The following is a 21,072-nucleotide window of genomic DNA, read 5'->3' on the forward strand; positions in this document are numbered from 1 at the left end:
TGACAATTTGCCGGAGCGACAATTTGCCCGGGCGACAATTTCAGGAAGGGCCCCTCCGATCACAGCCGCTGAAGGCTTCGTAGCCTGCTGCGGGTAGAATCAATGCTCGTGGCTCTTACTATTGGCATCGTCGGACTGCCCAACGTCGGCAAATCAACTCTCTTCAACGCACTGACCCGCAACCAGGTGCTCGCAGCGAACTACCCGTTCGCCACGATCGAGCCCAATGTCGGCGTCGTGAACCTGCCGGATCCGCGGCTGAAGCAGCTCGCGGAGATCTTCGGCTCGCAGCGCCTGCTGCCGGCTCCGGTATCCTTCGTGGACATCGCCGGAATCGTTAAGGGCGCATCGGAGGGCGAAGGCCTAGGCAACAAGTTCCTTGCCAACATCCGCGAAGCCGAGGCCATTGCGCAGGTAGTCCGGGTGTTCGATGACCCCGACGTGATCCACGTTGACGGCAAGGTGGATCCCCGCTCGGACATGGAAACCATCAACACCGAGCTGATCCTGGCTGACCTGCAGACCATCGAAAACGCCATTCCCCGGATCGAAAAAGAAGTCAAGATCAAGAAGCGGGAAGCCGCGGAACTGGCGGCGATCAAGGCTGCGCAGGCGGTCCTCGAGCGCGGCGACACAATCTTCGCTTCCATCAAAAGCGACAAGCTGGAAATGGAACACCTCAAAGAGCTCAGCCTGCTCACGGCCAAGCCGTTCATCTATGTCTTCAACGCTGACGAAGCCATCCTGGGGAGCCCGGAAAAGCAGGAAGAGCTGCGGGCCATGGTTGCCCCCGCGGATGCAGTCTTCCTCGATGCCAAGCTCGAATCCGACCTCGTCGAGCTGGACGAGGAAGAAGCCCGGGAAATGCTGGAAATGAATGGCCAGGACGAGTCAGGCCTGGACCAGCTGGCCCGTGTGGGGTTCCACACGCTGGGGTTGCAGACCTACCTCACCGCCGGGCCCAAGGAAACACGCGCGTGGACCATCCACCAGGGCGACACCGCTCCGCAGGCCGCCGGTGTCATTCACACGGACTTCCAGCGCGGCTTCATCAAGGCCGAAGTGGTTTCCTTCAAGGACCTGATTGACGCGGGATCCATGGCCGAGGCCAAGTCCCGCGGCAAGGTGCGCATCGAGGGCAAGGAATACGTCATGGCAGACGGCGACGTGGTGGAGTTCCGCTTCAACGTGTAGAAGGGCCCGTTTTCCCTTAGAAACTGGGGGATCGCGCCCCGCCAGTCCGCAGGGAGTCCGCAGGAACCCCGAGAGCTTCCTTCGATCATGGCCTCGGCAGCGGACCTTGGTGCGGTCTTCGGCCGTCGGCCAAAGGTGCGAATAAGTGTTCAGGGTGGTGGTGGCCTTGGCATGGCCCAGTGCCCTTTGCACGGTCACAACATCGCACCCAGCAGCGATCAGGCCCGAGGCGAAAAAGTGACGCAGATCATGGAGCTGCACTTCGGAGAGCCCTGCATCCTGTACTGTCTTTCGCCACCAGTAGCCGGTGGTATTTTGATGCGGCAGCCCCCGGCGTTGCCAATGAAAAGCCACTGCTCCGCGCCGTGTATGTCGGGGGAGATCAGCTTGCCGGTGAATGAACCCGCGGCGAGGACACCGGCAATGACGGCCAGGCGCTCACCCGGAAGAGCCGTCGTGAAGGCGGCTTGGCCCGGGATATCACTGACCCTGTTTTGTCTCGGGGCGGGTAGGCGTTCAAGACCTTTGTGCTGGTTCAGAAGACTCCTGAGTAGCTCTGCACCGGTGCGCATCTCGTGACGGTCGTTCATGAACCCCTGTCGAGCTGGCCCAGAGAACATTCTCCCGGATGATCCCTGCCATGCCAGCCGCATTGGTGTAATGTCAGACGATTCTGTCCGGCCAATTTCCCGGTGAGAGCAAGTCAGGCGAGTCATAGGGATCTGGTTGGAGAGGCAACGGGCTCATGCGCCAAGAATATGCGGGAGGCTTCGCGACGGTCCTCGATACTAGAACAACGCCTTGGCCGCCACGCAATAAAACGGTGGATTCTGTGCGCTGCCCGTCCGCCCAAGCGGTGCGCTACATAAATTTCACCAGCAGGCAGGGCGAGGTGCAGCGAGGCCGGTTTCCCCATATTCTGGCCGGGTGGATACAAGCACCGTGAGCTCCCGCGAACAGGGCGAGAAGGTTGACCGGCAGTCACGCATTCTTGAGGCTGCGGTGGAGCTGTTGTCGCGCCACGGGATCTCGGGAGTGAACATGCGCGCAGTGGCCCGCGAGGCCGGCGTCGCACTTGGGCTGGTCAACTACTACTACGAGGACAAATCGAGCCTGATCCGCGCGGTGCTGCACAGCGTCGACGAACACGACCTCGCGCTGGTTGCCCCGGATCCGGCATTGCCTCCTGACGAGCAGCTCCAGAATGCCCTCCGGCGGGTTGCGCGCCCGGAACTTTTGACCACGCGGTACCTTTCCTTGCGCCTTCACCTGTGGGCGCTGGCAAGGGCTGATGAAGGCTTCGCTCTTATCAACGCGGCCGCGTTCGACCGGTACCTGGACGGACTCGCAGCCCTGATCGGGAATGCCAAACCGGAGCTGTCCGGCAAGGAATGCAAGGAGCGGGCGGCGGACATCGTCGTTGTACAGAACGGGATGTGGTTGACCGCGCTCCTTGGCGTGGACAAGGAGTCCATCCGGCGGAGCATCGTCCGAACCGAAAAGATCGCCTTCGCCGCCTAACGGATGGGATGGAACACCTCTTGCTCCTCCGTGGCCGCACGTGGCCGCATCTCGGAATGCCGCCCTTTGAGACGCCGTTCACTCCACGTCACATTCGTGCAGAAGCACGACATATGGAACGCTTCGATGCTTGTTTTCGCGCTCCACCGCTACCAGGATGTTTCGTCGCGATAAATATTTGAACGTTTGTCCAGTATCCCTATTGAACGCTTGTTCAACCTGCACTACTCTCCTTGGATATGACCTATGCCACACTAGGGGATACCGCGGATTCTCCGGCTAACACGGTCAGCCTTTCGCTTTCGGAAGAACGACGACCCGCCCTGGGCCACTGACCGGCACCGGGTAAAAGGAGAGTTTGCAGCATGACAAAAACCATTTACGACTACGTCATCGTCGGGGGCGGCAGCGCGGGTTCGGTGCTTGCCGACCGGCTGAGCGACGGAGGCAACAGCAGCGTCCTGGTTCTCGAGGCCGGACGTAGCGACTATCCCTGGGACCTGTTTATCCAGATGCCCGCCGCACTGACCTTCCCCAGCGGCAACCCGCTCTACGACTGGCGCTATGAGTCGGACCCGGAGCCTTACATGGGCGGACGGCGCGTGGCACACGCCCGCGGCAAGGTCCTGGGCGGCTCAAGCTCCATCAACGGCATGATCTTCCAGCGTGGTAACCCGCTCGACTACGAGCGCTGGGGCGCCGACGCCGGCATGGAAACCTGGGACTTCGCGCACTGCCTGCCGTACTTCAATCGGATGGAAAACGCGCTGGCCGCCGACCCGGACGATGAGCTCCGCGGGCATGACGGCCCGCTCGTGCTGGAGCGCGGCCCGGCCACCAACCCGCTGTTCCAGGCCTTCTTCTCCGCCGCCCAGGAGGCCGGCTACCCGCTGACGGACGACGTCAACGGCTACCGACAGGAGGGCTTCGCCCCGTTCGACCGCAACGTCCACAAGGGCCAGCGGCTCTCCGCGTCCCGTGCCTACCTGCGGCCCAACCGGGGCCGGAAGAACCTGAGTGTCCTGACCCGGGCCATGGTCACCAAGGTCAACTTCAAGGGCAACGTGGCCACCGGGGTCACCTACCGCCGCAACGGACAGACCCACCAGGTGAACGCGGGCGAAGTCATCCTGGCCGGTGGTTCCATCAACACCCCGCAACTGCTGCAGCTCAGCGGCATCGGCGACGCTGCACACCTGAACTCCCTCGGCATCAATTCGGTCGTGCAGCTGCCCGGCGTCGGCGAGAACCTCCAGGACCACCTCGAGGTCTACATCCAGCACGCCTGCACCCAGCCGGTCTCCATGCAGCCGAATCTGGACCTGTGGCGCTACCCGCTCATCGGCCTGCAATGGCTGCTGGGCCGGAAGGGCCCGGCTGCCACCAACCACTTCGAAGGCGGCGGCTTCGTCCGCTCCAACGAGGACGTTGCATACCCGAACCTGATGTTCCACTTCCTGCCGGTCGCGGTCCGCTACGACGGCCAGAAGGCGGATGCCAAGCACGGCTACCAGGTGCATATCGGCCCCATGTACTCCGATGCCCGCGGTACTCTCAAGATCAAGTCCACCGACCCAACCGTCCACCCGTCCATGGTTTTCAACTACCTCTCTACGGACCAGGACCGCCGGGAATGGGTGGAGGCCATCCACGTGGCCCGCGACATTCTCGGCCAGTCCGCCATGCTTCCCTTCAATGGTGGCGAACTTTCGCCCGGCCGGGCCGTACAGACCGACGCCGAAATCCTCAGCTGGGTCGCGCGCGACGCCGAGACGGCGCTGCACCCGTCCTGCACGGCGAAGATGGGCCCGGACTCAGACCCGATGGCCGTCGTCAACCCTCTGGACATGACCGTGCACGGCACCAGCGGCCTCCGCGTGGTGGACGCCTCCGCGATGCCGTATGTCACCAACGGCAACATCTACGCCCCGGTGATGATGCTCGCCGAAAAGGCCGTCGACCTGATCGCCGGCAAGACGCCGCTCGCGCCGCAGCACACAGAGTTCTACCGGCACGGCCTTAGTCCGCTGGAGCGTAACGGCGCCCCCCTTACGGTTGCAGCGGCCGGGAAGGTCTAGGCATGTTGGATATAAAGGACTCCCTGGACCGCGCACCACACCCCCTAGGAGAAACACTATGACCGCCACCGTGGAGCGGGTTCACCACGCCGGGAAACCGGAGAACACGATCAAGGGCCTCTACATCGACGGCACCTGGCAGCAGGCGTCCGACGGTGGAACCACCGTGGTGCGCTGCCCTGCGGACGGGCGCGAGGTTGCTATCGTCGCCTCGGCCGCGGTGGAGGACGCCGAGCAGGCGATCGCCAGCGCCCGGGCCTCGTTCGACGACGGCCCCTGGCGGCGGCTTTCCGACATTGAGCGGGGCGCGGTCATGCTCCGTGTCGCGGACCTGCTTGAGCGGGACAAGGCCGCCTACGCGCGGGCCGAGGCCCTCGACACCGGCAAACGCCTCGTCGAGGCCGAGTACGACATCGACGACATCGCCGCGTGCTTCCGCTACTACGGCAAGATCGCAGGCCTTGACGCCGGCAGGGTAATCGACACCGGCAGGCCGAACGCCATCAGCCGCGTGGTCTACGAACCCCTCGGCGTTTGCGCCCTCATCGCACCGTGGAACTATCCGCTCCTCCAGGCGGCATGGAAGGTGGCCCCGGCACTCACCGCGGGAAACTCGTTCGTGCTCAAGCCCAGCGAACTCACGCCGTCCACCTCCATCCTGCTTATGGAGACGCTCGCAGAGGCCGGCGTACCCGCCGGCGTCGCAAACCTCGTCACCGGAAGCGGATCGAAGGTGGGCGGAACGCTCAGCTCCGACCCGCGCGTCGACCTCGTCTCCCTGACCGGGAGCCTGGCGACGGGCCAGACTATCATGGCTGCCGCCGCGGAAACCGTGAAGCGCGTCGCCTTCGAGCTCGGCGGAAAGAACCCCAACGTCGTCTTCGCCGACGCCGATTGGGACGCGGCCGTCGACAATGCCCTGACGGCCGTCTTCCTCCACTCCGGTCAGGTCTGCTCGGCTGGCGCACGGCTGGTTGTTGAGGAGACCATCGCTGAACGTTTCGTGGCCGAGGTGGTGGAGCGGGCGCGGAAAATCCGAATGGGCGGACCGTTCGATCCCGGCGCCGAGACGGGACCACTCATCTCAGCCAAACACCGCGACCAGGTCCACGCCTACGTCCAGGCCGGAATCGCGGAGGGCGCGGAGCTGTTGTCCGGCGGCTACATCCCTGACGAAGGACCGCTGGCCGACGGCTTCTTCTACCCGCCCACCGTGCTCGGCAACTGCCGTTCCGGCATGAGCGTGCTTCGGGAGGAGTCGTTCGGTCCGGTGCTTACCGTAGAGACGTTCCGGACCGAGGCCGAGGCCGTGGTGATCGCGAACGACACCGAGTACGGACTGGCCGGAGCAGTCTGGACATCAGACGCGTCGAAAGCGCAAAGGGTTGCGGGCGCACTCCGGCACGGGACAGTCTGGATCAACGACTACCACCCGTACGTCCCGCAGGCGGAGTGGGGCGGCTTCGGTAAGTCCGGCATTGGCCGTGAGCTTGGCCGTGCAGGGCTCAACGAGTACCGCGAGGCAAAACACATCTGGCAGAACATCCAGCCCGCTCCCAGCGGCTGGTTCGGCCCGCTTTCTGAAGAAACAGGGGCAGGCGCAGCCCAGTAGACGAACAGCATTGGGGGAAGGCCGGGCGCCATACGGCGCGGTGCCCGGCCACGCGTTTCACCGCGACCAATGGCGGCCGCGGGTTATCACCGTCATGCTTTATCTGACCTAGGAGTTCAGATGTTGGAACCCAACAACAGTACTGATTCAAGCGGCATGGATGATTTCGGCTATGCCCAGACCCTGGACCGCAGCATTGGCAAGTTTGCCAGCTTCGCGGCCGGCGTCAGCTACATCTCCATCCTCACCGGTGTTTTTCAACTGTTCTACTTTGGTTTCTCAATGGCCGGGCCGGCCTACGCGTGGTCCTGGCCCATCGTCTTCGTCGGCCAGCTTATGGTGGCACTCTGCTTCGCTGAGCTTGCCGGCCGCTATCCCGTGGCCGGTTCCGTGTACAACTGGGCCAAGCGACTCACCTCCGGCACCTTCTCCTGGCTGGCCGGCTGGCTGCTGCTGATCTCCTCGATCATGGCTCTCGGAGCCGTTGCCCTGGCCCTGCAGATCACCCTGCCGCAACTCTCGTCCGGCTTCCAGATCATCGGCGACGGCACCGGCACCTACGATTTCGCCCTCAACGGGGTACTGCTCGCGAGCATCATGATCGGCATCTCCACGCTGATCAACGCCTTCGGCGTGAAGCTCATGACCAGGATCAACAGCATCGGCGTATTCGTCGAGCTGATCGCGGCCGTGCTGCTCATCCTGGCCCTTGGCTGGCATGTGGTCCGCGGACCAGAGGTCCTCTTCGGCACCGCCGGGTTGGGTGCGGAGCACCCGCTCGGCTTCTTCGGAGTGTTCCTGATCGGCGCCATGGCCTCCGGCTACGTGATGTACGGCTTCGACACGGCAAGCTCGCTTGGTGAGGAAACCAAGGACCCCAAGAAGACCGCACCGAAGGCCATCATCCGCGCGGTCACCGCTTCCTTCCTCCTAGGCGGCCTGATCCTGCTCTGCGGCCTCCTGGCGGCGCCGGACCTCACCGATCCGAAGCTAGGCTCTGCCGACGGCGGCCTGCAGTACCTGGTGCTCTCCGTCTTGGGCGGCCCCTTCGGCAAGGCCTTCCTGGTATGCATCGTGGTCGCTGTGGTGGTGTGCACCCTGGCAGTCCACGCCGCAGCCATCCGCATGATGTTTGCCATGGCCCGGGACAACAACCTCCCGTTCAGCAGCCAGCTCAGTAAGGTGGACCCCGTCCGCAGGACGCCCGCCGTTGCTGCTATCGTGATCGGCGTCCTGGCCGTGATCCCGCTGCTGGTGAACGTGATGCAGCCGGCCATCTTCACCATCCTGTCCAGCATCAGCATCGTCCTGATCTATCTGTCCTACCTGCTGGTCACAGTGCCGCTGCTCCGGAAACGGCTGCAGAGGAAGTGGCCGGCACCCGGTGACAACTCCGAAGCAGGATTCAGCATGGGCAAGTGGGGCCTGCCGGTGAACATCCTCGCGGTCCTGTGGGGCGGCGCCATGACCCTGAACCTGATCTGGCCCCGTCCTGAGATCTACAACTCCGTTCCGCCGTTCGAGTGGTACCTGCAGTGGGGCGGCGTCCTGTTCGTCGCTGCGGTCGCGGTCGGCGGGACCCTGCTGTACCGCCTGAAGATCAGGCACCAGACGGGCGTCCTGGCCGAGCACGCCGCGGCCGCAGCGTATCCGGCACCGGGCTCCGCAGGGACAGACGCTTCGACTGCGGGCCAATTCGTGGCGGTGTCTGTCCCGGCCTCCGCCACCCAGACCTCTGTGGACGCGCTGTAGTCAGAGCGAGGCATTGCTGCCCCGCACGGGCACCCCTTCGCCAATCCCGGCGAAGGGATGCCCGTGCGCGGCCTTTTCCTTTATGGCGTCAGGCCGCCTTGACCAGGGGAAGCTCGTCCCAGTGCGTCGTGTACCGGGGGAGCGCGTCCCGCGCTTCATAGTCCAGTCCCAACCGGTTTTGATCCCGCCATGGCCCAGCCCGATGGATCCCGTTCAAAGCGCCGACTTACCTCTTCCAGAAGTGGACCGATGTGGCGTTCTTCATGCCGGTCCTCGAACACCTCCAGTGGCGATTCGTTTCCCCTGGGCCGCAGGTCGGTGAGCATGAGCCCGGCCTTCGCATACTGCAGCCCGTCACGGATGTTCGGCAGCAGCGCGTGCGCCGCCTTGGTCAGCAGGAGCGGATCCGCCGTAGGCATGTTCGTCAAGACCCTGCTGGCCCGGAAGCAGGGACCCAAGGGCTGGCAGTTATCTGTACGCATCCTTCACCGCGACGTCCACGGAATCGGGCGGACCGGGTGCCGGAATGAAGGGCTGAGGCCGGCAACAGGACGCAACTAGGCGCCCTCGAGGTCGTCATGCGCTGACACGTCATCCTCACCGATGGGTCTCGCCCGTGGCTCGGTCGAGCCGGAGGCTAGGCCGCTGCGCTTCCGGAAGGATCACATGCGGCAAATCATCAGCCTCGCCCGCACACGGACGGCTGGCAACGGGAATGCATTCTTTGTCGGAGTTCTTACCGCTTACAGGAACCAACAGAACAAGACGTAAGGCGCGGCAGGAGTTCCGCCAGCTACTTTAAGACGTAGGACATGCCCAAGATTTCCCTCGACTTTGGGCTGGTCGGGCCTCCTGCCCGCAGCGATCAAAACGACCTGTTGCCGTGGGGCGCCTCAGCGTAGAGTTTAAGCGGTTCCGAGCATCCACCTCAGTACCGACTCAGCTCTCTAGATGGGTTCCATCATGCTTAAGACGCTGCTTTGCAAGTTGAACCTGGGGCACCACTGGTTGGCTGAGGCGGACCAGAATGGGACCTTTCGCCGGTACTGCACGAAGTGCGGAAAATTGGATCATCGTACAGCCACGTGGTCTGGACACCTTGCGGACCGGGACCGTCCACCGGAGCATGACAGCAGCAAATATTTCTGACGACGCTGACGCGCCGGGCCGTTGTTCTATCCCTCGGTCCGCGTATTTCAGGAATACGCTTCCGGGGCAAAGCGGGCCCGGGCACGGGCGCGGTGCGCCTGCTGACCGCAGGCCCACGTGCCCCGTAGACCGCCCCATCGAAGACCACCGGCTCATCGAGCCGTAATCAAACCAGGCCTGCTTCCCCGGACGGGCCAAGGACCTGCCTCACTGCGTATCGCCTAGGCCGGCGGTGGCCGGCCGTTAGTGGCCGGCCACCGCGAGCGGTCCGCCGTCGTGGCCGCCCCTTGACGCGGGCCAATAGCCTGAGGAGCATCTGAGTTACGAGGCGGGCCAGGGCCTTATGCACACACGCACGGTGCTTGAGAGGTTTTTCGAGATGCGGAAGAGCGGATTTTGTAGCGTTCGCCGCACCGTTGCGGTTTGCGTCGCCGCCCTCCTCGTGACTGTCACGGGCTGCTCCGCTGGACCTAATCCTGCGCCGTCCCCGTCCTCCTCCATGCACCAGTTGCGGACGGACCTGGAGAAGTTCAGCAACGACAGGATGGCAACCGGAGCCTCAGCAGTCCTCGTCCAGGCAAGACTGAACGGGGAGGTCTGGCTCAACGCCACGGGTGTCCGGGAACTTGAGGCAAGGGTGCCTGCAGAGCCCGGCGACTCATTCCACGTGGCCAGCCTTACTAAGTCCATGGTGGCAACCTCGGTCATGAAGCTGGTCGAACAGGGCAAGATCAAACTGGATAGCCTGATCAGTGATTACCTTCCGGAGGTCGAATCAGTCTTGCACCCGCCGGAACCCGTCACCATACGGATGTTGCTAGAGCACACCTCCGGAATGCCCAGCTTCGAGGAGGCGCTCATCAAGGCGGGCCCCCTGAAACAGGTTTTGACCACACCACTGACTGCCGAGCGACGCCTTGAGCTGGCCGGCACCCTGCCGTGGAACACCGACGATATTGGCGTCTTCAAGTACTCAAGCTCCAATTATGTGGTGCTCGGCCTCCTCATCGAGCGGGTAACAGGCCGCAGCCTTGGGGATGTCATGCGGGCGGACATCGCCGACCCCCTCGGCCTCCGCGGAACACTGCTGACGGGGACCGGCGACGTCCCGAAGAATATGGTCCATGGGTACGTCCTGATCGATGGCGAACGGGTCGACGCTACCTACGCGGGTGTCCAAAGCGGGTCGGCTTCCGGTGGCATGATCTCCACTGTGCAGGACGTCAGCGAGTTCTATGCTGCCTTGATGAATGGCAAGCTGGTGGGACCGGAACTGGTCAAAGAGATGCAAAGCCCCAACGCCTCGCAGTATGGGCTCGGGCTGGCTAAATGGTGGGACAGCTGCACTAGTAACTACTACTACGGACACCTGGGAGGTGCGCCGGGTTATGCGTCCATTGCTATGATCAGCGGCGACGGCGCGAGGCAGCTAACCGTCTTCGTTGCGCACACCGCGGAACCTCTTAGCGCTGATGTACCTCCACCCGACGACGGGCTGGTGGAATTCGCACAGCGGACACTGGACAGCACCTGCCAGAAATAGGAACGAGAGCCCGCGGCACAGTTCAGCCGAGCGAGTGCAGGAACGGTCCGGGCATTCCTACAGCCGCGCCTCCAGGAACATTGCAGTTCCCAAACTCAGCCCGGGGAAGGCATCACCACGAGTTCAGCCAAGCTGAACCCATAGATTTCCTTTGTCCGAGGAAACAGGAGAGCCGGCACACTGTGCCGGCTCTCCGCCCTTTAACGCTTGGGCGGGGAAACTTTCTTGGGACTTAGTTCCGGCCTGACACACAGGTAACGCAGGCGAATGTCTGAATGAGTGCCGGGACCATGGCGTAGCGAACTCGCTGTTGAAATCATGAAGCATCTGGGCGACGACGGGGCATCGCCAGTCGAGGCCCGCCTCGGCACCTGGGCGCTTCCTCGGTTAGGATTCACCAGTGCATCATGGTCAGCAAGCCCGGAAAACCTAAAAGCCAACAATCAAAATGCCGACGGCGCTCCCCATCGCTAGGGCATGATCTTGTACAGATCGATGACGGTCTGCTCGGGTTGGGATGCGAATCCGCCCTCGATACCCTGCTATCCGCGGAAGGAGGATCCCATCACGGAATTTCTCCCAACTCTCCTTCGAGTCATGGACGGCCATGACAGTCCAACCACCCCCGGAAGCGCCTGCCGCGTGGAAGATCTGCCCCTCGGGCAAGAGCCCTTCCCCTGGGTGTACGGCGGCAGTTGATGCCTCGTACTGGTCCTTTGTGCCTCCCGGGAAGAAGTGCACAACTCCGTAACCGCTGGCTTCCATGTCTGCTCCTTGGATGGTGGGGATGTGTTGAACATGCCAACCGATGGACCCCATCACTCGTGAAGTCAAGGCCTGAACACCAATCAGGGAAGCGGAGCTTGGAGGAGCCAGCTCATGGCCTCGTCCCGTGATGTGAAAAACCGTGTGGGACAGGGCAGGGACTGAAGACCAAGGGTAAAGTTTGCAACCACCCGATCGACAGGGCTTGAGCCAAGCAAGGCAATCCGTGAAGCGGCACACGGGACGGAGAAAACGGACCTGGCTTGGCGGGTCACACTCTCGGTGTCCTTCATATCGACCAGCATCGGGTATCGGGAGCCGGCGGCAATTTCATTTACGTTTGCCATCGCCCTTGAGCGTCTTCAACTTCCAGAACGATGCCAGGATTCCATACAACGTTGATAAAGCCGTCGGAACCAAGTTTTATGGTGCCCTTGCCGCCCTCGATCGTCAGTGGTTCCATCTCCAGCTCCCCCGAACAGCTTGTATCCGCCAATCCTAACTGCCCTCCTTGTAACGATGCCGGGTTTCAGCCTTTCCAGATAACAGTTCACGGCTCAAAATGATGGTGTGCTACTCGGGGTATGTGGGAGCACGCGGACGGATGCTCGATCCGGTCGCGGCACGAGGGCCGGGACCTCTTCTGGGGCTACCAATCGGTCGCGGTCAGCAGCGGCGACGGGCGCTACCAGGCCGCAATGACCGTCACCATGCCCCGCTGCCCACCCAGTTAGAGGACGAGTCCAGCCAGAACAAGCGTGAGCTCCTGAACGGCAAGATCGAGTCCACCCTCAACGAGACCCTGGACCGGCTGTGCGAGCCAGCCAACTGAGAAAGCACCTGTCGCCTCCGGTTGGTTAGCACACGGAGGAACGGGAGGGCCTGCACTGTGACCGGCTGGATGTTGGAGCATGTACCGACGTACTTGCAGAGTGGATGGCATCACCTGGCATTAAACAGTCCACTTCGGGACTGTCAGCCAACACTCACTGGTCTTCATTGCGTCGCGGGTGCCACTCCACCCAGAGGACCGGCCACCGAAGCACGGCACGGCCTTTGATGGCGTCAGCCGCTGGAGGGGCTGACAGAGTCCTTATCCGACGGGATGCCCGTGCGAGCAGTGATCCTGCCCCGGCTGGATCTCGTGCCCCTGAATGCAAGTCCTCTCCGGCGCAAGCGGCCGGTCGTGGTAGCTAAGGAAGATGCTGCTGTAGCCACGCTCTATGCCCTCGTCCTCTCGCCTCAGCCACTCCGCCAGATGCAGCCTGTGATGCTCCCCGGGCTTCTCCGGCTTTTTCGATTCATGCGTCCGATGCCTGAAACGTTTGTTCACCACGGCACTCGCGACCTTCAATAACGTCTCTGTTCGAATACAGAGAGGAAACGGTGCAACCATGATAAGAGCCCTACAACGCTACGGCAATCGGCCGCGCATTGACCCATAAGGACGCCCTCAAAGCTTCACGATTCACCAAACGTCATCGTGATTGACGCCCGAAACGTCGCCAACCTTTCGCTTCCAAAGCGGATGCCCACTCATGGCTCGGTCTGAGTCAGGAGGCCTCCTCCCTCACGCAACCCGTGCAGACGACTTCGGACACTCACTGCAGAAAATTCGGAAATTGATTGATCGACTTGTGCACCCGTTCCGCGAAAAGTGAGTCGGAGGAGGCTGCCCAACCAGTGAGACATCTCGTATCCCAAAGGTTACGAGACGTAGGCTAGCGCCAGATCTCTCGGGTTAGTTAGACCCGGGCGGTGAAAAGCTGCCTCAAATCTGGCGTTTCCTCAACACTGCTTCAGGGCGCTCCTGTCATTTCGGCGGATTGCATGAGTCGAAACTGATCTCCATACAACTCTTCATTGTCACGGGTTCTGTGCCGGAGGAGACTTGAGGCGACGGCATCCCGTCTCGGGCCGCCCGCGGGGCCACCCGGCTGCGGGGCCTCACAGTACCCTGTAGCGGCCTGGTGGATCGATGAGCTCCATGACACCCCTCGAAAAGGCCGCTCAGCGGTCGCGCCATCTCTTGCCCTTGGTGGCTATCGCACTGATTGGATGTCTCGGCGGGTGCGAGTATAAGCCCGACGACTTCTCCTTCCCGTCCGCCCGCTTTCCGACTACGGAGGCTGACACGATCGCACCGTTCCCGGAGAGCGGCGACATCGACGCCGGCACCTACCTCGTGACCGGCTACCCGGTGCCCTTCGAGATCACCGTCCCAGACGGCTGGGTGGCGTACGACGGTTCGGGCCTGGGCAAGGACGACCCGGATCTCCCGGATGAAGGGGATATCGCCGTGACTTTTTGGCCCGCCACCCATGTCCCGACGGACGCATGCGCCTGGAGCGGCGCGCTCGTCCAGGTCGATCCGACGGCTGAGGCGTTCGTCGATGCGATGACGGCGCAGGCGTCAACGGTAAGCACCCCTCCCGTCAAGGTCATGGTGGGCGACTACTCCGGCTTCGAGTTCGACCACGCCGTCGAGAGCAACGTCGACATCACCGACTGCGACGGCGGCAAGTTATGCATCAACTCGGATTCGGCGCAGGACTGCGACGGACGCGAGTACCGAAATGTGGGCGAGCGCGAAACCTACCGAGCGGTCGACCTGAACGGCGAACGCGCCGTGATCGTGCTGGGCCAATCCCACGAATCGATCAATCCGGAGCTGACGAGAGAGGCACGCGCCATCTTCGACTCGATCGTGTTCAGGTCCGACAAGTGACCAGCTGATGCGATAGGCGATCCCGCCCGCGGGCGCCGACTCCTTCTCTGCACCCACCTGGGTGTCCCATAGCCTCAGTGTCTCGAAACGCTAGGGTTTCGAGGCGCAGAGGATTCGAGACACCGAACCGGGCCAAGGCCAGATCTCGCTCACTATCGCAGACCTAAAGCGTCAGGACCAGCATCCGAGGGAAAACGATTGCCTCTGGTGCCAGATGAGGACGTAGATTCTTCCGGATCCAACTGCGCCACACCAGCCCCCACCTTGTTGCCTGGCGTTACTATGGCACTCCAAGGGGTTTATGCAGTCTCTTGTTGTGGAGGCTTCTTATCAGTTTCCCTCTGCCGCTTGGGAGTAGGCGAGCTGGAGAGTGGCCCCCTTGCAGCCGTCCTGGTTCAGTGTTGTGTCGAGCATAGCGATTTTGGGCCAGAGCGCTGGTGGGATTTCCAATGATTGGAGCGAGTTGTGTCCCGCTGGGATGGTCAGGGGATGGGGACCTGTGTAGTTGCTGATCGCGTAATCCGCGCGTGTGCAGGGCAGTTCCGCCGCTACCGCTGCCTCTGTCCTGCTGATGTCTGTGATGCTGACCGACAGTCCGTTTAGCGACAGGGTCTCATTGTTGGGGTTGTAGATGGAGAGGTTCAGCGGGACGGAGGAGCCGGGGGAGAGCGGCGCGCCCAGGTCCCCGGAAAAGGTCAAGGTCCGTCCGGAAGACTGGACATCGAGCTGAACCGCGACGCCGGCCGCTTGGTTGGTGCCCGCGGCCGTGGCAATCGTGAGTTCGGCTTTACCCTCCGGCGGGGAGTCCGCGGTGACCACCGTCAGCAGAACCGTTGCCGTTTTTCCCGGAGCAACCACCACTGAGGCCGGTGCAAAGGCTGCCGTTGTGTTGGCCGGAAGGCCCGAAACGGTTGGCGTTACAGTGTCACTGAAACCCTTGTTGGAGGTCAGGGACACCGGATAGCTGACCGAGTTGTTTTGGCCGGTCGTCCTTCTGGAGTGATTCACCTGGATGGTAACGTCCGTTGTTTTGTTGCTCAGGGTGCCTGCGAAGGTGGCGCCGGCTGAAACGGCCAGGACCAGGAGACCTGCGAGTATGGCGCCGGTCCGGTTTGAGGGCGTCCATGCTTTGTAAATCCCCGGTTTACGAAGCTGAAAGTAATCCACTTCAGCAGGCTCGTCTGGAGCATACTAGGGCGAAAAAAGATGAAACCATATCGGGATGCATTAAGGGCTCTACCGGCCTGATATGGACTCGGGGTCGATGTGTTCGAGAAGTCGTCCGGGCAATATGCCGGTGTCCCCGGTCCGGTCGAACTGGACGCAGTACACAGGCCGCGCCGTGTCCCCTGGAATGTTGGTGACTGTGCCGGTATCGCCTGCGATCGCCGCGACGTAGTCGGCCAGAGCCATTACTCGGTCCCCGGTGGTGTAAGCATTCATGTTTTTGACCTTCTCGGAAGCAGGGACGACTGACCGGAACGGACCAGATCGTCGGGGGTCTCGGCTATGTCCTTTCCTGTCTGAGGTCGACTCCTGTTCTGGCGCGTATGAAGGAGGTCCAGTCGGTATGCCTGATCCAGTTTTTGGTATCCATGAAATGCAGCGTCCAGGCCAGTACCCGGGGAAGAGTCGCTATGTCCTCGACGACGATGCTGTAGCTCATGCTGGCGGTGTCAGGATCACAGGCGCTGTGGTGGACCCGCCATTGAACTTTTTGCGGCTGCCCTGTTGTCTCCGGTGTGAGCCCGAGTCCGCCCATTGCAGGTGTGCCGGGATGGATCTCCCGCTCCTGCCGGGCCCGCTCAGCCAGATTAACGGCCGGCATGTCAACGGAAAGATAACCTTCCGAGCCGGCAATATCCTCGCCGCACTTGTCGCACTGCCATTGCACGATCTGACCATTTGTCATAGCAATTCCCCCTGAACAGCTGTGCATCACAGACTACCTTCAGAGACGAACAACGTCGACGGCCACGCCTGTGCCGCCAGTCTGATGGTGGCCATTGGGGTTATGGCTCGATGTCGATCAAATCGGTGGAGCGCTCCGCGGGTACCTGGTCGGTTCCGGCGCGGTAGCGGTAGGTGATGTTTTCGTCCTGGACGATGAAAGTTTCCACGCCGCTACGGTTCCAGTGCAGGACGAGCAGCCCGTAGCGCTCGGCCAGCTTGGCCAGCGTCGGGAATGTAGTGACGTCAATGAGGGGCCGGCCCTGGGCTGCGGGCATCGGGTGGACCCGTACGAGCAGTGCCGCGTAGCGGCGGCGGATGGCCGCTGCCTCGTCGGCAGGCACGTTGCGGCGGGCGAACATCACGATGATGACGCCGATGGCCAAGGCGGCCAGAAGCAGCACGGCCGATATGACGCGGGCTGTGACGGCACCGATGCCCACTCCGTTCCACGCGATCATCCGGGCAACCATGGTTGCCTGCTGCGTGGTCGTCGTGTTCGTAACGGTCAGGGTATCCGGCGCGCCGGTGAGGGCGAGTTGGAGTGGGGTGAGGTTGAGCTTGAGCGCGGGATCGAATTCGGTTCCGGTTGCTGATGTGACCTGTGGTGCCAAGGCGATGGTGAGCGGTCCGGCCGGAAGGCCGGTGACGGCCGATGCGGCCTGTGCCTTGGCTTCCAGCGTGGTCAGGTCCAGCCGCACGGTTCCCTCATAGTCGTCGGCCGTGAAGGTGACGGGTCCGGCAAGCGGGACGGTTGAGTGCCAGCCTCCGGGTGTGGACAGGTCCGCCCCCACCGTCACCGTCCCGGGCTCGCCGTGATAGGTGAAGTGAACATCGACGATGTTGGTGAGTTTGCGAAAGACCGGGTCCGGGGAATGTGCGGTGGTTCCGTCGTACGCCGGGGTTTGTCCAACAGCCGCGCTGTAGGAGAAGTCCATCCGGGTGCCGCTCTTGACCGGGGAGGTCGAGGGTACCTCGGTCGGCCCGGACCAGGCCAGTACACCGAGGGCCAGCCCCATCAATGCCAGGACGGCGCCGAGGGCGGCGGAAACCCGCAGTGAGGACGGAAGGACCTCCAGGACCTGGTGCCGGGAGGGGGATGTGCTGATGTGGCGGGACACTGCTGCTCTCCTTCGTTTGCGCCGGCGGCGCGTGTTTGCGGCGGCGCTGCCGCCAGCCAGCAGGGCGAACGCGACCATGGCGAGCCCGGCGGGGCTGCCCAGCCGTTGGAGCCAGGTGCCTCCCTCAGGGATCCTGGTGGCGAGCCGGCCTAGGAAGTCGTTGGTGGTGGGGTGGTCGACATCGGTGAAATTGTTGTTGTCGCCCTTGAAGCTGTAGCGGTCACCGTCAACGGCAATGATTCGGTGCATGACCACGGTGTTCATCTGCTCGCTGCGGTAGGCGACCACGTCACCGACGCGGTACTCCTCGTCCCGGTGCACTATGGCCAGATCACCTGCGTGGAAGCCTGGCTCCATGCTGATGCCATGGGTAATGACATACGAGGCACCGCCGCCCACGGAGGCAGGCAGCAGCCACGCGACGGCCGCGAGGACAACAACGGCCAGCAGAATCGGTACTACCCGCATGGTCCCCCCACCGTATGGTGCGGGGCCGGCACCCCAACAGGTGCCGGCCCTACTCGTCAGTTAGTACTAGCTGGCGACGATGCTGAGCGTGCGGACATCGGTGACACCCGTGAAGGTGCAGGACAGGTCCGTGCCCCCGCCGACGTTCGGTGTCGGGTCGCAGGTGGCGGTCTGGGAAGTTGTGCCGTTGCCAATAGTCGCCTTCACTGTTGCCGGGGTGGCTGCAAGGTCCTGGGTCACGTGGAAGGCGACACCCGTGGTCGTATCGCCAGTGCCAACCGTGTACTCCACGGAGGACACGTTGACGCCGGAGATTCCCTGGCTCACGGCGCCGACGATCTTGTTGTTTTGGTCGATGCCGCTCGCGGCGGTGAAGGCTGATCCGGCGATACCGATGAGACCGGCGACCGAGAGGGCAGTGATGAGCTTTGCAGACTTGCGCATGAGTTTTTCTCTTTCGGTTAAAGGAGCCCGGCAGCCCCTGAGCGGGCCCCGCGGCGGTTGCAACCCCAGCTACAACTGGATGCCGCCATCCACGCCGATACAGGACCATATTCGTGCCCTGTTCTTCGTCGACATCTCGAATCTAACAGCCAAAATCAAGGTTTAATCAAGTCTATGGATTAACCTCACGGAACGCTCACGAAGCTAGGGGAAAATGAGCTCAATACTGCGGTTACCCTTGCGGAAGCGCCACTTAGCTGAAAGTTGGCATCCCGCTCTTTGGATGGCTTCGCTGGTCAAGTCAGGACATTGCAACGGGCCGGCCCGATCAAGGAAGGCATAAGGTTTCCGCAAGATCAGGCGATGTCCGGCCCGGCCGTGAAAAGTGCACGTAGCCTTAATCGATGGCCAATTCAGCAGCACACTCCGGTGACCCCGGCACGCACACCTCGGATGCAGCGGCACGTTCGGCGGCCCCCGGGGGTGGCGCCCTGCCTCGTGGTGGTCAGGAGTTGCCGTTGGTGGATGCTGTGGTGCTTCAGGACCTGGAAGATGAGCTTGGGCGGCGTCAGATGGCATGGGATTTTGCCAAAGACTATGCCGCGATGTGGGGGTTACGGCAGCGGTGCCTCCTGGATTCAATCCAGCGTGAGGATCGCGTGGCAGCCCTTGATGCGGTGATCAGCCTGAAGGTGTCCTCGGCCATGGTCGGGGGGCTGCGGCTGGAGCGGCTTGCTGAGACGCTGGAGAGCACCATCCGCAAAGGCGACCTGCGTGATGGTGCGGCGCTGCTGGCCCTGATTTCGCTCCACGGGCAGGCGACCGTGAAGGAACTTCAGCTGCGCTACCTTCAGCCGGCCAGATAGCCGGGGCGGCACCCTCCCAGGCTCCCACGTCAGGCCGGACTGCTCCTTCATTGGGGCTTGGCTAACCGGTAGCCCACTCCTCGGACCGTAAGCAGCCAGCGTGGCGAGTCCGGATCATCGCCGAGCTTACGGCGAATATTTGCGATATGCACCTCCATAGCGCGTACATCTGAGTCACCAATCAACGCGTCCTGGTCGTAGTATCTGCCGCGGACGGCGCGGACGAGCTCGGCTTTCGTCAGGACAGCTCCTGCCCCCCGAAGCAGTTCCTGCATCAGGTCGAACTCGCTTCGCGTCAGTTCCAGGGCCTTTCCGCGGACAGAGGCTGTGCGGGTTCTGCAGTCCAGCGCCAGGCCATTGTGCCGCAGAACCGACTCGGTGCCCTCCTCCTGCGGCGGGAGGGGCTCCGATTGTGGTGCTGAAGGGGCCCCCGCGGGTGTCTGGGGCCGTTCCCGGCGCATCATCGCGGCGATTCTGGCCCGCATTTCCCGGGGACGGAATGGTTTGGTGATGTAGTCATCGGCTCCGCCGTGAAGGGCCGTCAACAGATCGGTCTCCTCCGTTCTGCCGGTGAGCATCACGACGTAGGCGTTGCTGTACCCGCGGATACGTCTTAGAACCTCGAACCCGTCAATGTCGGGCAGGCCAACATCCAAGGTCACCACAGTGGGTCTGACGTCCCGCACCAGATCGACGCCGTTGCGCCCGTCGGACGCGGTATGAACTTCAAACCCCGACTGAAGGAGGATTCCTTCCAGCAGGTTGCGCATGTCCGCGTCGTCTTCGATTACAACAGCCACGCCTAAGTCGTTCATGGCCCCCCCATGTTCGCCTGAAACAGAATCAACCCAGCGCTGAGACGATAGTCACAGCACGCCTTACTAACCTACAAGGAACAGCACAGGTTTCGAGGAAGCCATCCAATGAATCCGGGCCTTCGGACCCGCCGGCAACCAAGCTTCAGGCAGCACCCTCTTGGCACGTGCTCTGATCAACTGGAGATCCTGGCCGCCCAGGCCCTGACATCCTTTTCGATGAACCGCACTCCCGGCAGAACAGAGTGGAGCCGTTCGGTCAGTTTTGCTTCGACCGAGAAAAGCGGCCAGCCGGTCGTCACTGCCTGGGTTTCGCTGATGACCTTTTCCGTGCGTTCCAGCAGAACATTCAGCATTCTGTCTGCGTCCCGGGCATCCCGTGATTGGTCGCGGACACTGTGATTCGTGGCCTCCCCGGCCCTGGACAGCCTCTGCAGGTTCATCGTCTGACCGGACGTTATGCCCAGCCAGGTCATGGCGTCGGAGAAAGAGGTGAAGAACTTCGTGGGGCAGACCGGAGCATGCCTGGCCACGTAGAAATCGACGATGACCCGATCCACGGGTGAAGCCCCTACCACTGCCACGCGGGTCAGCGGCCAGGCGCCGGCGAACACGGTCCGGGCCTTGTGCTCCAGCACTCCCATCCGGGAGATGTCCACAACCATGGGGCGGGGACGGCTCGAACAGAGGGCGCTGACCTTTGCCATCACGGCACGGGCGTCCTCTTCCGTCACGACCGCTCCACTGGCCCATCGCTGGTACAGGACGTTGCCGCAAAGTTCCACCGTGTATTTATTGCCAACCGGCGTTTGTTCCCTCATAAAGGTCCCCCCCAAAAACCGACTCTGACCGTGGCGGCTGGCCGCCACACTTCCTCCGCTGGGTGTAAAGCCCAAGAAATGATTCGACAATAACGCCCTCTTGCACCAAATGATGTGAAGCGCGCTGTTGCTCGATGCTTCTGCAAGCCTTAGTGCCCCGGCGGCATCCTCGCCTGGAGGCCCGGCAAGGGAAGTGCGTGAGAGCATTGGAGATCGGTCCCAGGAAAAGTCTGTTGGGCCCGCCG

General features: G+C 62.5%; 18 protein-coding genes and 2 pseudogenes. 9 read left to right on the forward strand and 11 right to left on the reverse strand.

The features are described 5' to 3' along the window. Window positions 1–108 precede the first annotated feature (108 nt). Window positions 109–1,194 (forward strand): redox-regulated ATPase YchF, encoded by a 1,086-nt coding sequence (gene ychF / locus QFZ40_RS05320; protein ID WP_306903245.1) that lies wholly within the window; start codon window positions 109–111, stop codon window positions 1,192–1,194. Between the two features lie 192 nt (window positions 1,195–1,386). Here the strand turns inward: ychF and QFZ40_RS05325 are convergent. Beyond that, window positions 1,387–1,548: pseudogene (locus tag QFZ40_RS05325) on the reverse strand (site-specific integrase); the annotation flags it as partial. Between the two features lie 573 nt (window positions 1,549–2,121). On the opposite strand from QFZ40_RS05325, the gene QFZ40_RS05330 reads away from it, so the two are divergent. The 4 genes from QFZ40_RS05330 (at window position 2,122) to QFZ40_RS05345 (ending at window position 8,157) form a co-directional block, all read left to right on the forward strand. After that, window positions 2,122–2,715, forward strand: a complete 594-nt coding sequence (locus QFZ40_RS05330; RefSeq protein WP_306903246.1) for a TetR/AcrR family transcriptional regulator — start codon at window positions 2,122–2,124, stop codon at window positions 2,713–2,715. A gap of 365 nt (window positions 2,716–3,080) precedes the next feature. Next, window positions 3,081–4,793 carry a choline dehydrogenase gene (gene betA / locus QFZ40_RS05335; protein ID WP_306903248.1) on the forward strand — a complete coding sequence of 571 codons (1,713 nt, stop codon included), beginning with the start codon at window positions 3,081–3,083 and terminating at the stop codon, window positions 4,791–4,793. A 58-nt stretch (window positions 4,794–4,851) separates the two neighbouring features. Continuing rightward, window positions 4,852–6,405 (forward strand): aldehyde dehydrogenase family protein, encoded by a 1,554-nt coding sequence (locus QFZ40_RS05340; protein WP_306903249.1) that lies wholly within the window; start codon window positions 4,852–4,854, stop codon window positions 6,403–6,405. A gap of 120 nt (window positions 6,406–6,525) precedes the next feature. Continuing rightward, window positions 6,526–8,157 carry an APC family permease gene (locus tag QFZ40_RS05345; protein WP_306903250.1) on the forward strand — a complete coding sequence of 544 codons (1,632 nt, stop codon included), beginning with the start codon at window positions 6,526–6,528 and terminating at the stop codon, window positions 8,155–8,157. Window positions 8,158–8,245: 88 nt separating this feature from the next. Here the strand turns inward: QFZ40_RS05345 and QFZ40_RS05350 are convergent. Then, window positions 8,246–8,582: pseudogene (locus QFZ40_RS05350) on the reverse strand (DUF4113 domain-containing protein); the annotation flags it as partial. A 1,223-nt stretch (window positions 8,583–9,805) separates the two neighbouring features. On the opposite strand from QFZ40_RS05350, the gene QFZ40_RS05355 reads away from it, so the two are divergent. After that, window positions 9,806–10,849 (forward strand): serine hydrolase domain-containing protein, encoded by a 1,044-nt coding sequence (locus QFZ40_RS05355; protein ID WP_306903252.1) that lies wholly within the window; start codon window positions 9,806–9,808, stop codon window positions 10,847–10,849. 848 nt (window positions 10,850–11,697) lie between these two features. Here QFZ40_RS05355 and QFZ40_RS21735 read toward each other — a convergent pair. Together QFZ40_RS21735 and QFZ40_RS05360 are read right to left on the reverse strand one after the other, a co-directional pair. Further along, entirely contained in the window at window positions 11,698–11,961 is a 264-nt protein-coding gene (locus QFZ40_RS21735) for a DUF7793 family protein (protein WP_444861234.1), read from the reverse strand. After that, window positions 11,949–12,077, reverse strand: coding sequence for a hypothetical protein (locus tag QFZ40_RS05360; protein WP_306903253.1), 129 nt, complete (start codon window positions 12,075–12,077; stop codon window positions 11,949–11,951). The genes QFZ40_RS21735 and QFZ40_RS05360 overlap by 13 nt, the downstream gene beginning before the upstream one ends. A gap of 99 nt (window positions 12,078–12,176) precedes the next feature. On the opposite strand from QFZ40_RS05360, the gene QFZ40_RS05365 reads away from it, so the two are divergent. Continuing rightward, window positions 12,177–12,446 (forward strand): hypothetical protein, encoded by a 270-nt coding sequence (locus QFZ40_RS05365; RefSeq protein ID WP_306903255.1) that lies wholly within the window; start codon window positions 12,177–12,179, stop codon window positions 12,444–12,446. A gap of 1,146 nt (window positions 12,447–13,592) precedes the next feature. Beyond that, window positions 13,593–14,342: a hypothetical protein gene (locus QFZ40_RS05370; protein WP_306903257.1), complete on the forward strand. Its 750-nt coding sequence runs from the start codon at window positions 13,593–13,595 to the stop codon at window positions 14,340–14,342. 330 nt (window positions 14,343–14,672) lie between these two features. Here the strand turns inward: QFZ40_RS05370 and QFZ40_RS05375 are convergent, their stop codons facing one another. From QFZ40_RS05375 to QFZ40_RS05395, 5 genes are all read right to left on the reverse strand, one after another. After that, window positions 14,673–15,509, reverse strand: coding sequence for a COG1470 family protein (locus QFZ40_RS05375; protein WP_306903258.1), 837 nt, complete (start codon window positions 15,507–15,509; stop codon window positions 14,673–14,675). A 69-nt stretch (window positions 15,510–15,578) separates the two neighbouring features. Further along, on the reverse strand, window positions 15,579–15,785 hold the full coding sequence (locus tag QFZ40_RS05380; RefSeq protein WP_306903259.1) for a hypothetical protein: 207 nt from the start codon (window positions 15,783–15,785) through the stop codon (window positions 15,579–15,581). 64 nt (window positions 15,786–15,849) lie between these two features. Then, the gene (locus QFZ40_RS05385) at window positions 15,850–16,281 is read right to left on the reverse strand and encodes a hypothetical protein (RefSeq protein ID WP_306903260.1); all 432 of its coding nucleotides are present in this window, start codon (window positions 16,279–16,281) and stop codon (window positions 15,850–15,852) included. Between the two features lie 73 nt (window positions 16,282–16,354). Further along, window positions 16,355–17,881, reverse strand: coding sequence for a signal peptidase I (locus QFZ40_RS05390; RefSeq protein ID WP_306903262.1), 1,527 nt, complete (start codon window positions 17,879–17,881; stop codon window positions 16,355–16,357). A gap of 66 nt (window positions 17,882–17,947) precedes the next feature. After that, the gene (locus QFZ40_RS05395; RefSeq protein WP_306903263.1) at window positions 17,948–18,325 is read right to left on the reverse strand and encodes a hypothetical protein; all 378 of its coding nucleotides are present in this window, start codon (window positions 18,323–18,325) and stop codon (window positions 17,948–17,950) included. 404 nt (window positions 18,326–18,729) lie between these two features. On the opposite strand from QFZ40_RS05395, the gene QFZ40_RS05400 reads away from it, so the two are divergent. Then, window positions 18,730–19,191, forward strand: coding sequence for an Hpt domain-containing protein (locus tag QFZ40_RS05400; RefSeq protein ID WP_306903264.1), 462 nt, complete (start codon window positions 18,730–18,732; stop codon window positions 19,189–19,191). Between the two features lie 47 nt (window positions 19,192–19,238). Here QFZ40_RS05400 and QFZ40_RS05405 read toward each other — a convergent pair whose 3' ends face one another. Both QFZ40_RS05405 and QFZ40_RS05410 read right to left on the reverse strand, forming a co-directional pair. Further along, window positions 19,239–20,006, reverse strand: a complete 768-nt coding sequence (locus QFZ40_RS05405; RefSeq protein WP_306903265.1) for a response regulator transcription factor — start codon at window positions 20,004–20,006, stop codon at window positions 19,239–19,241. A gap of 176 nt (window positions 20,007–20,182) precedes the next feature. After that, on the reverse strand, window positions 20,183–21,034 hold the full coding sequence (locus QFZ40_RS05410) for an STAS/SEC14 domain-containing protein (protein ID WP_444861235.1): 852 nt from the start codon (window positions 21,032–21,034) through the stop codon (window positions 20,183–20,185). Between the last annotated feature and the right edge of the window lie 38 nt (window positions 21,035–21,072).

Source organism: Arthrobacter pascens (genome assembly GCF_030816475.1).
Lineage (GTDB): Bacteria > Actinomycetota > Actinomycetes > Actinomycetales > Micrococcaceae > Arthrobacter > Arthrobacter pascens_B.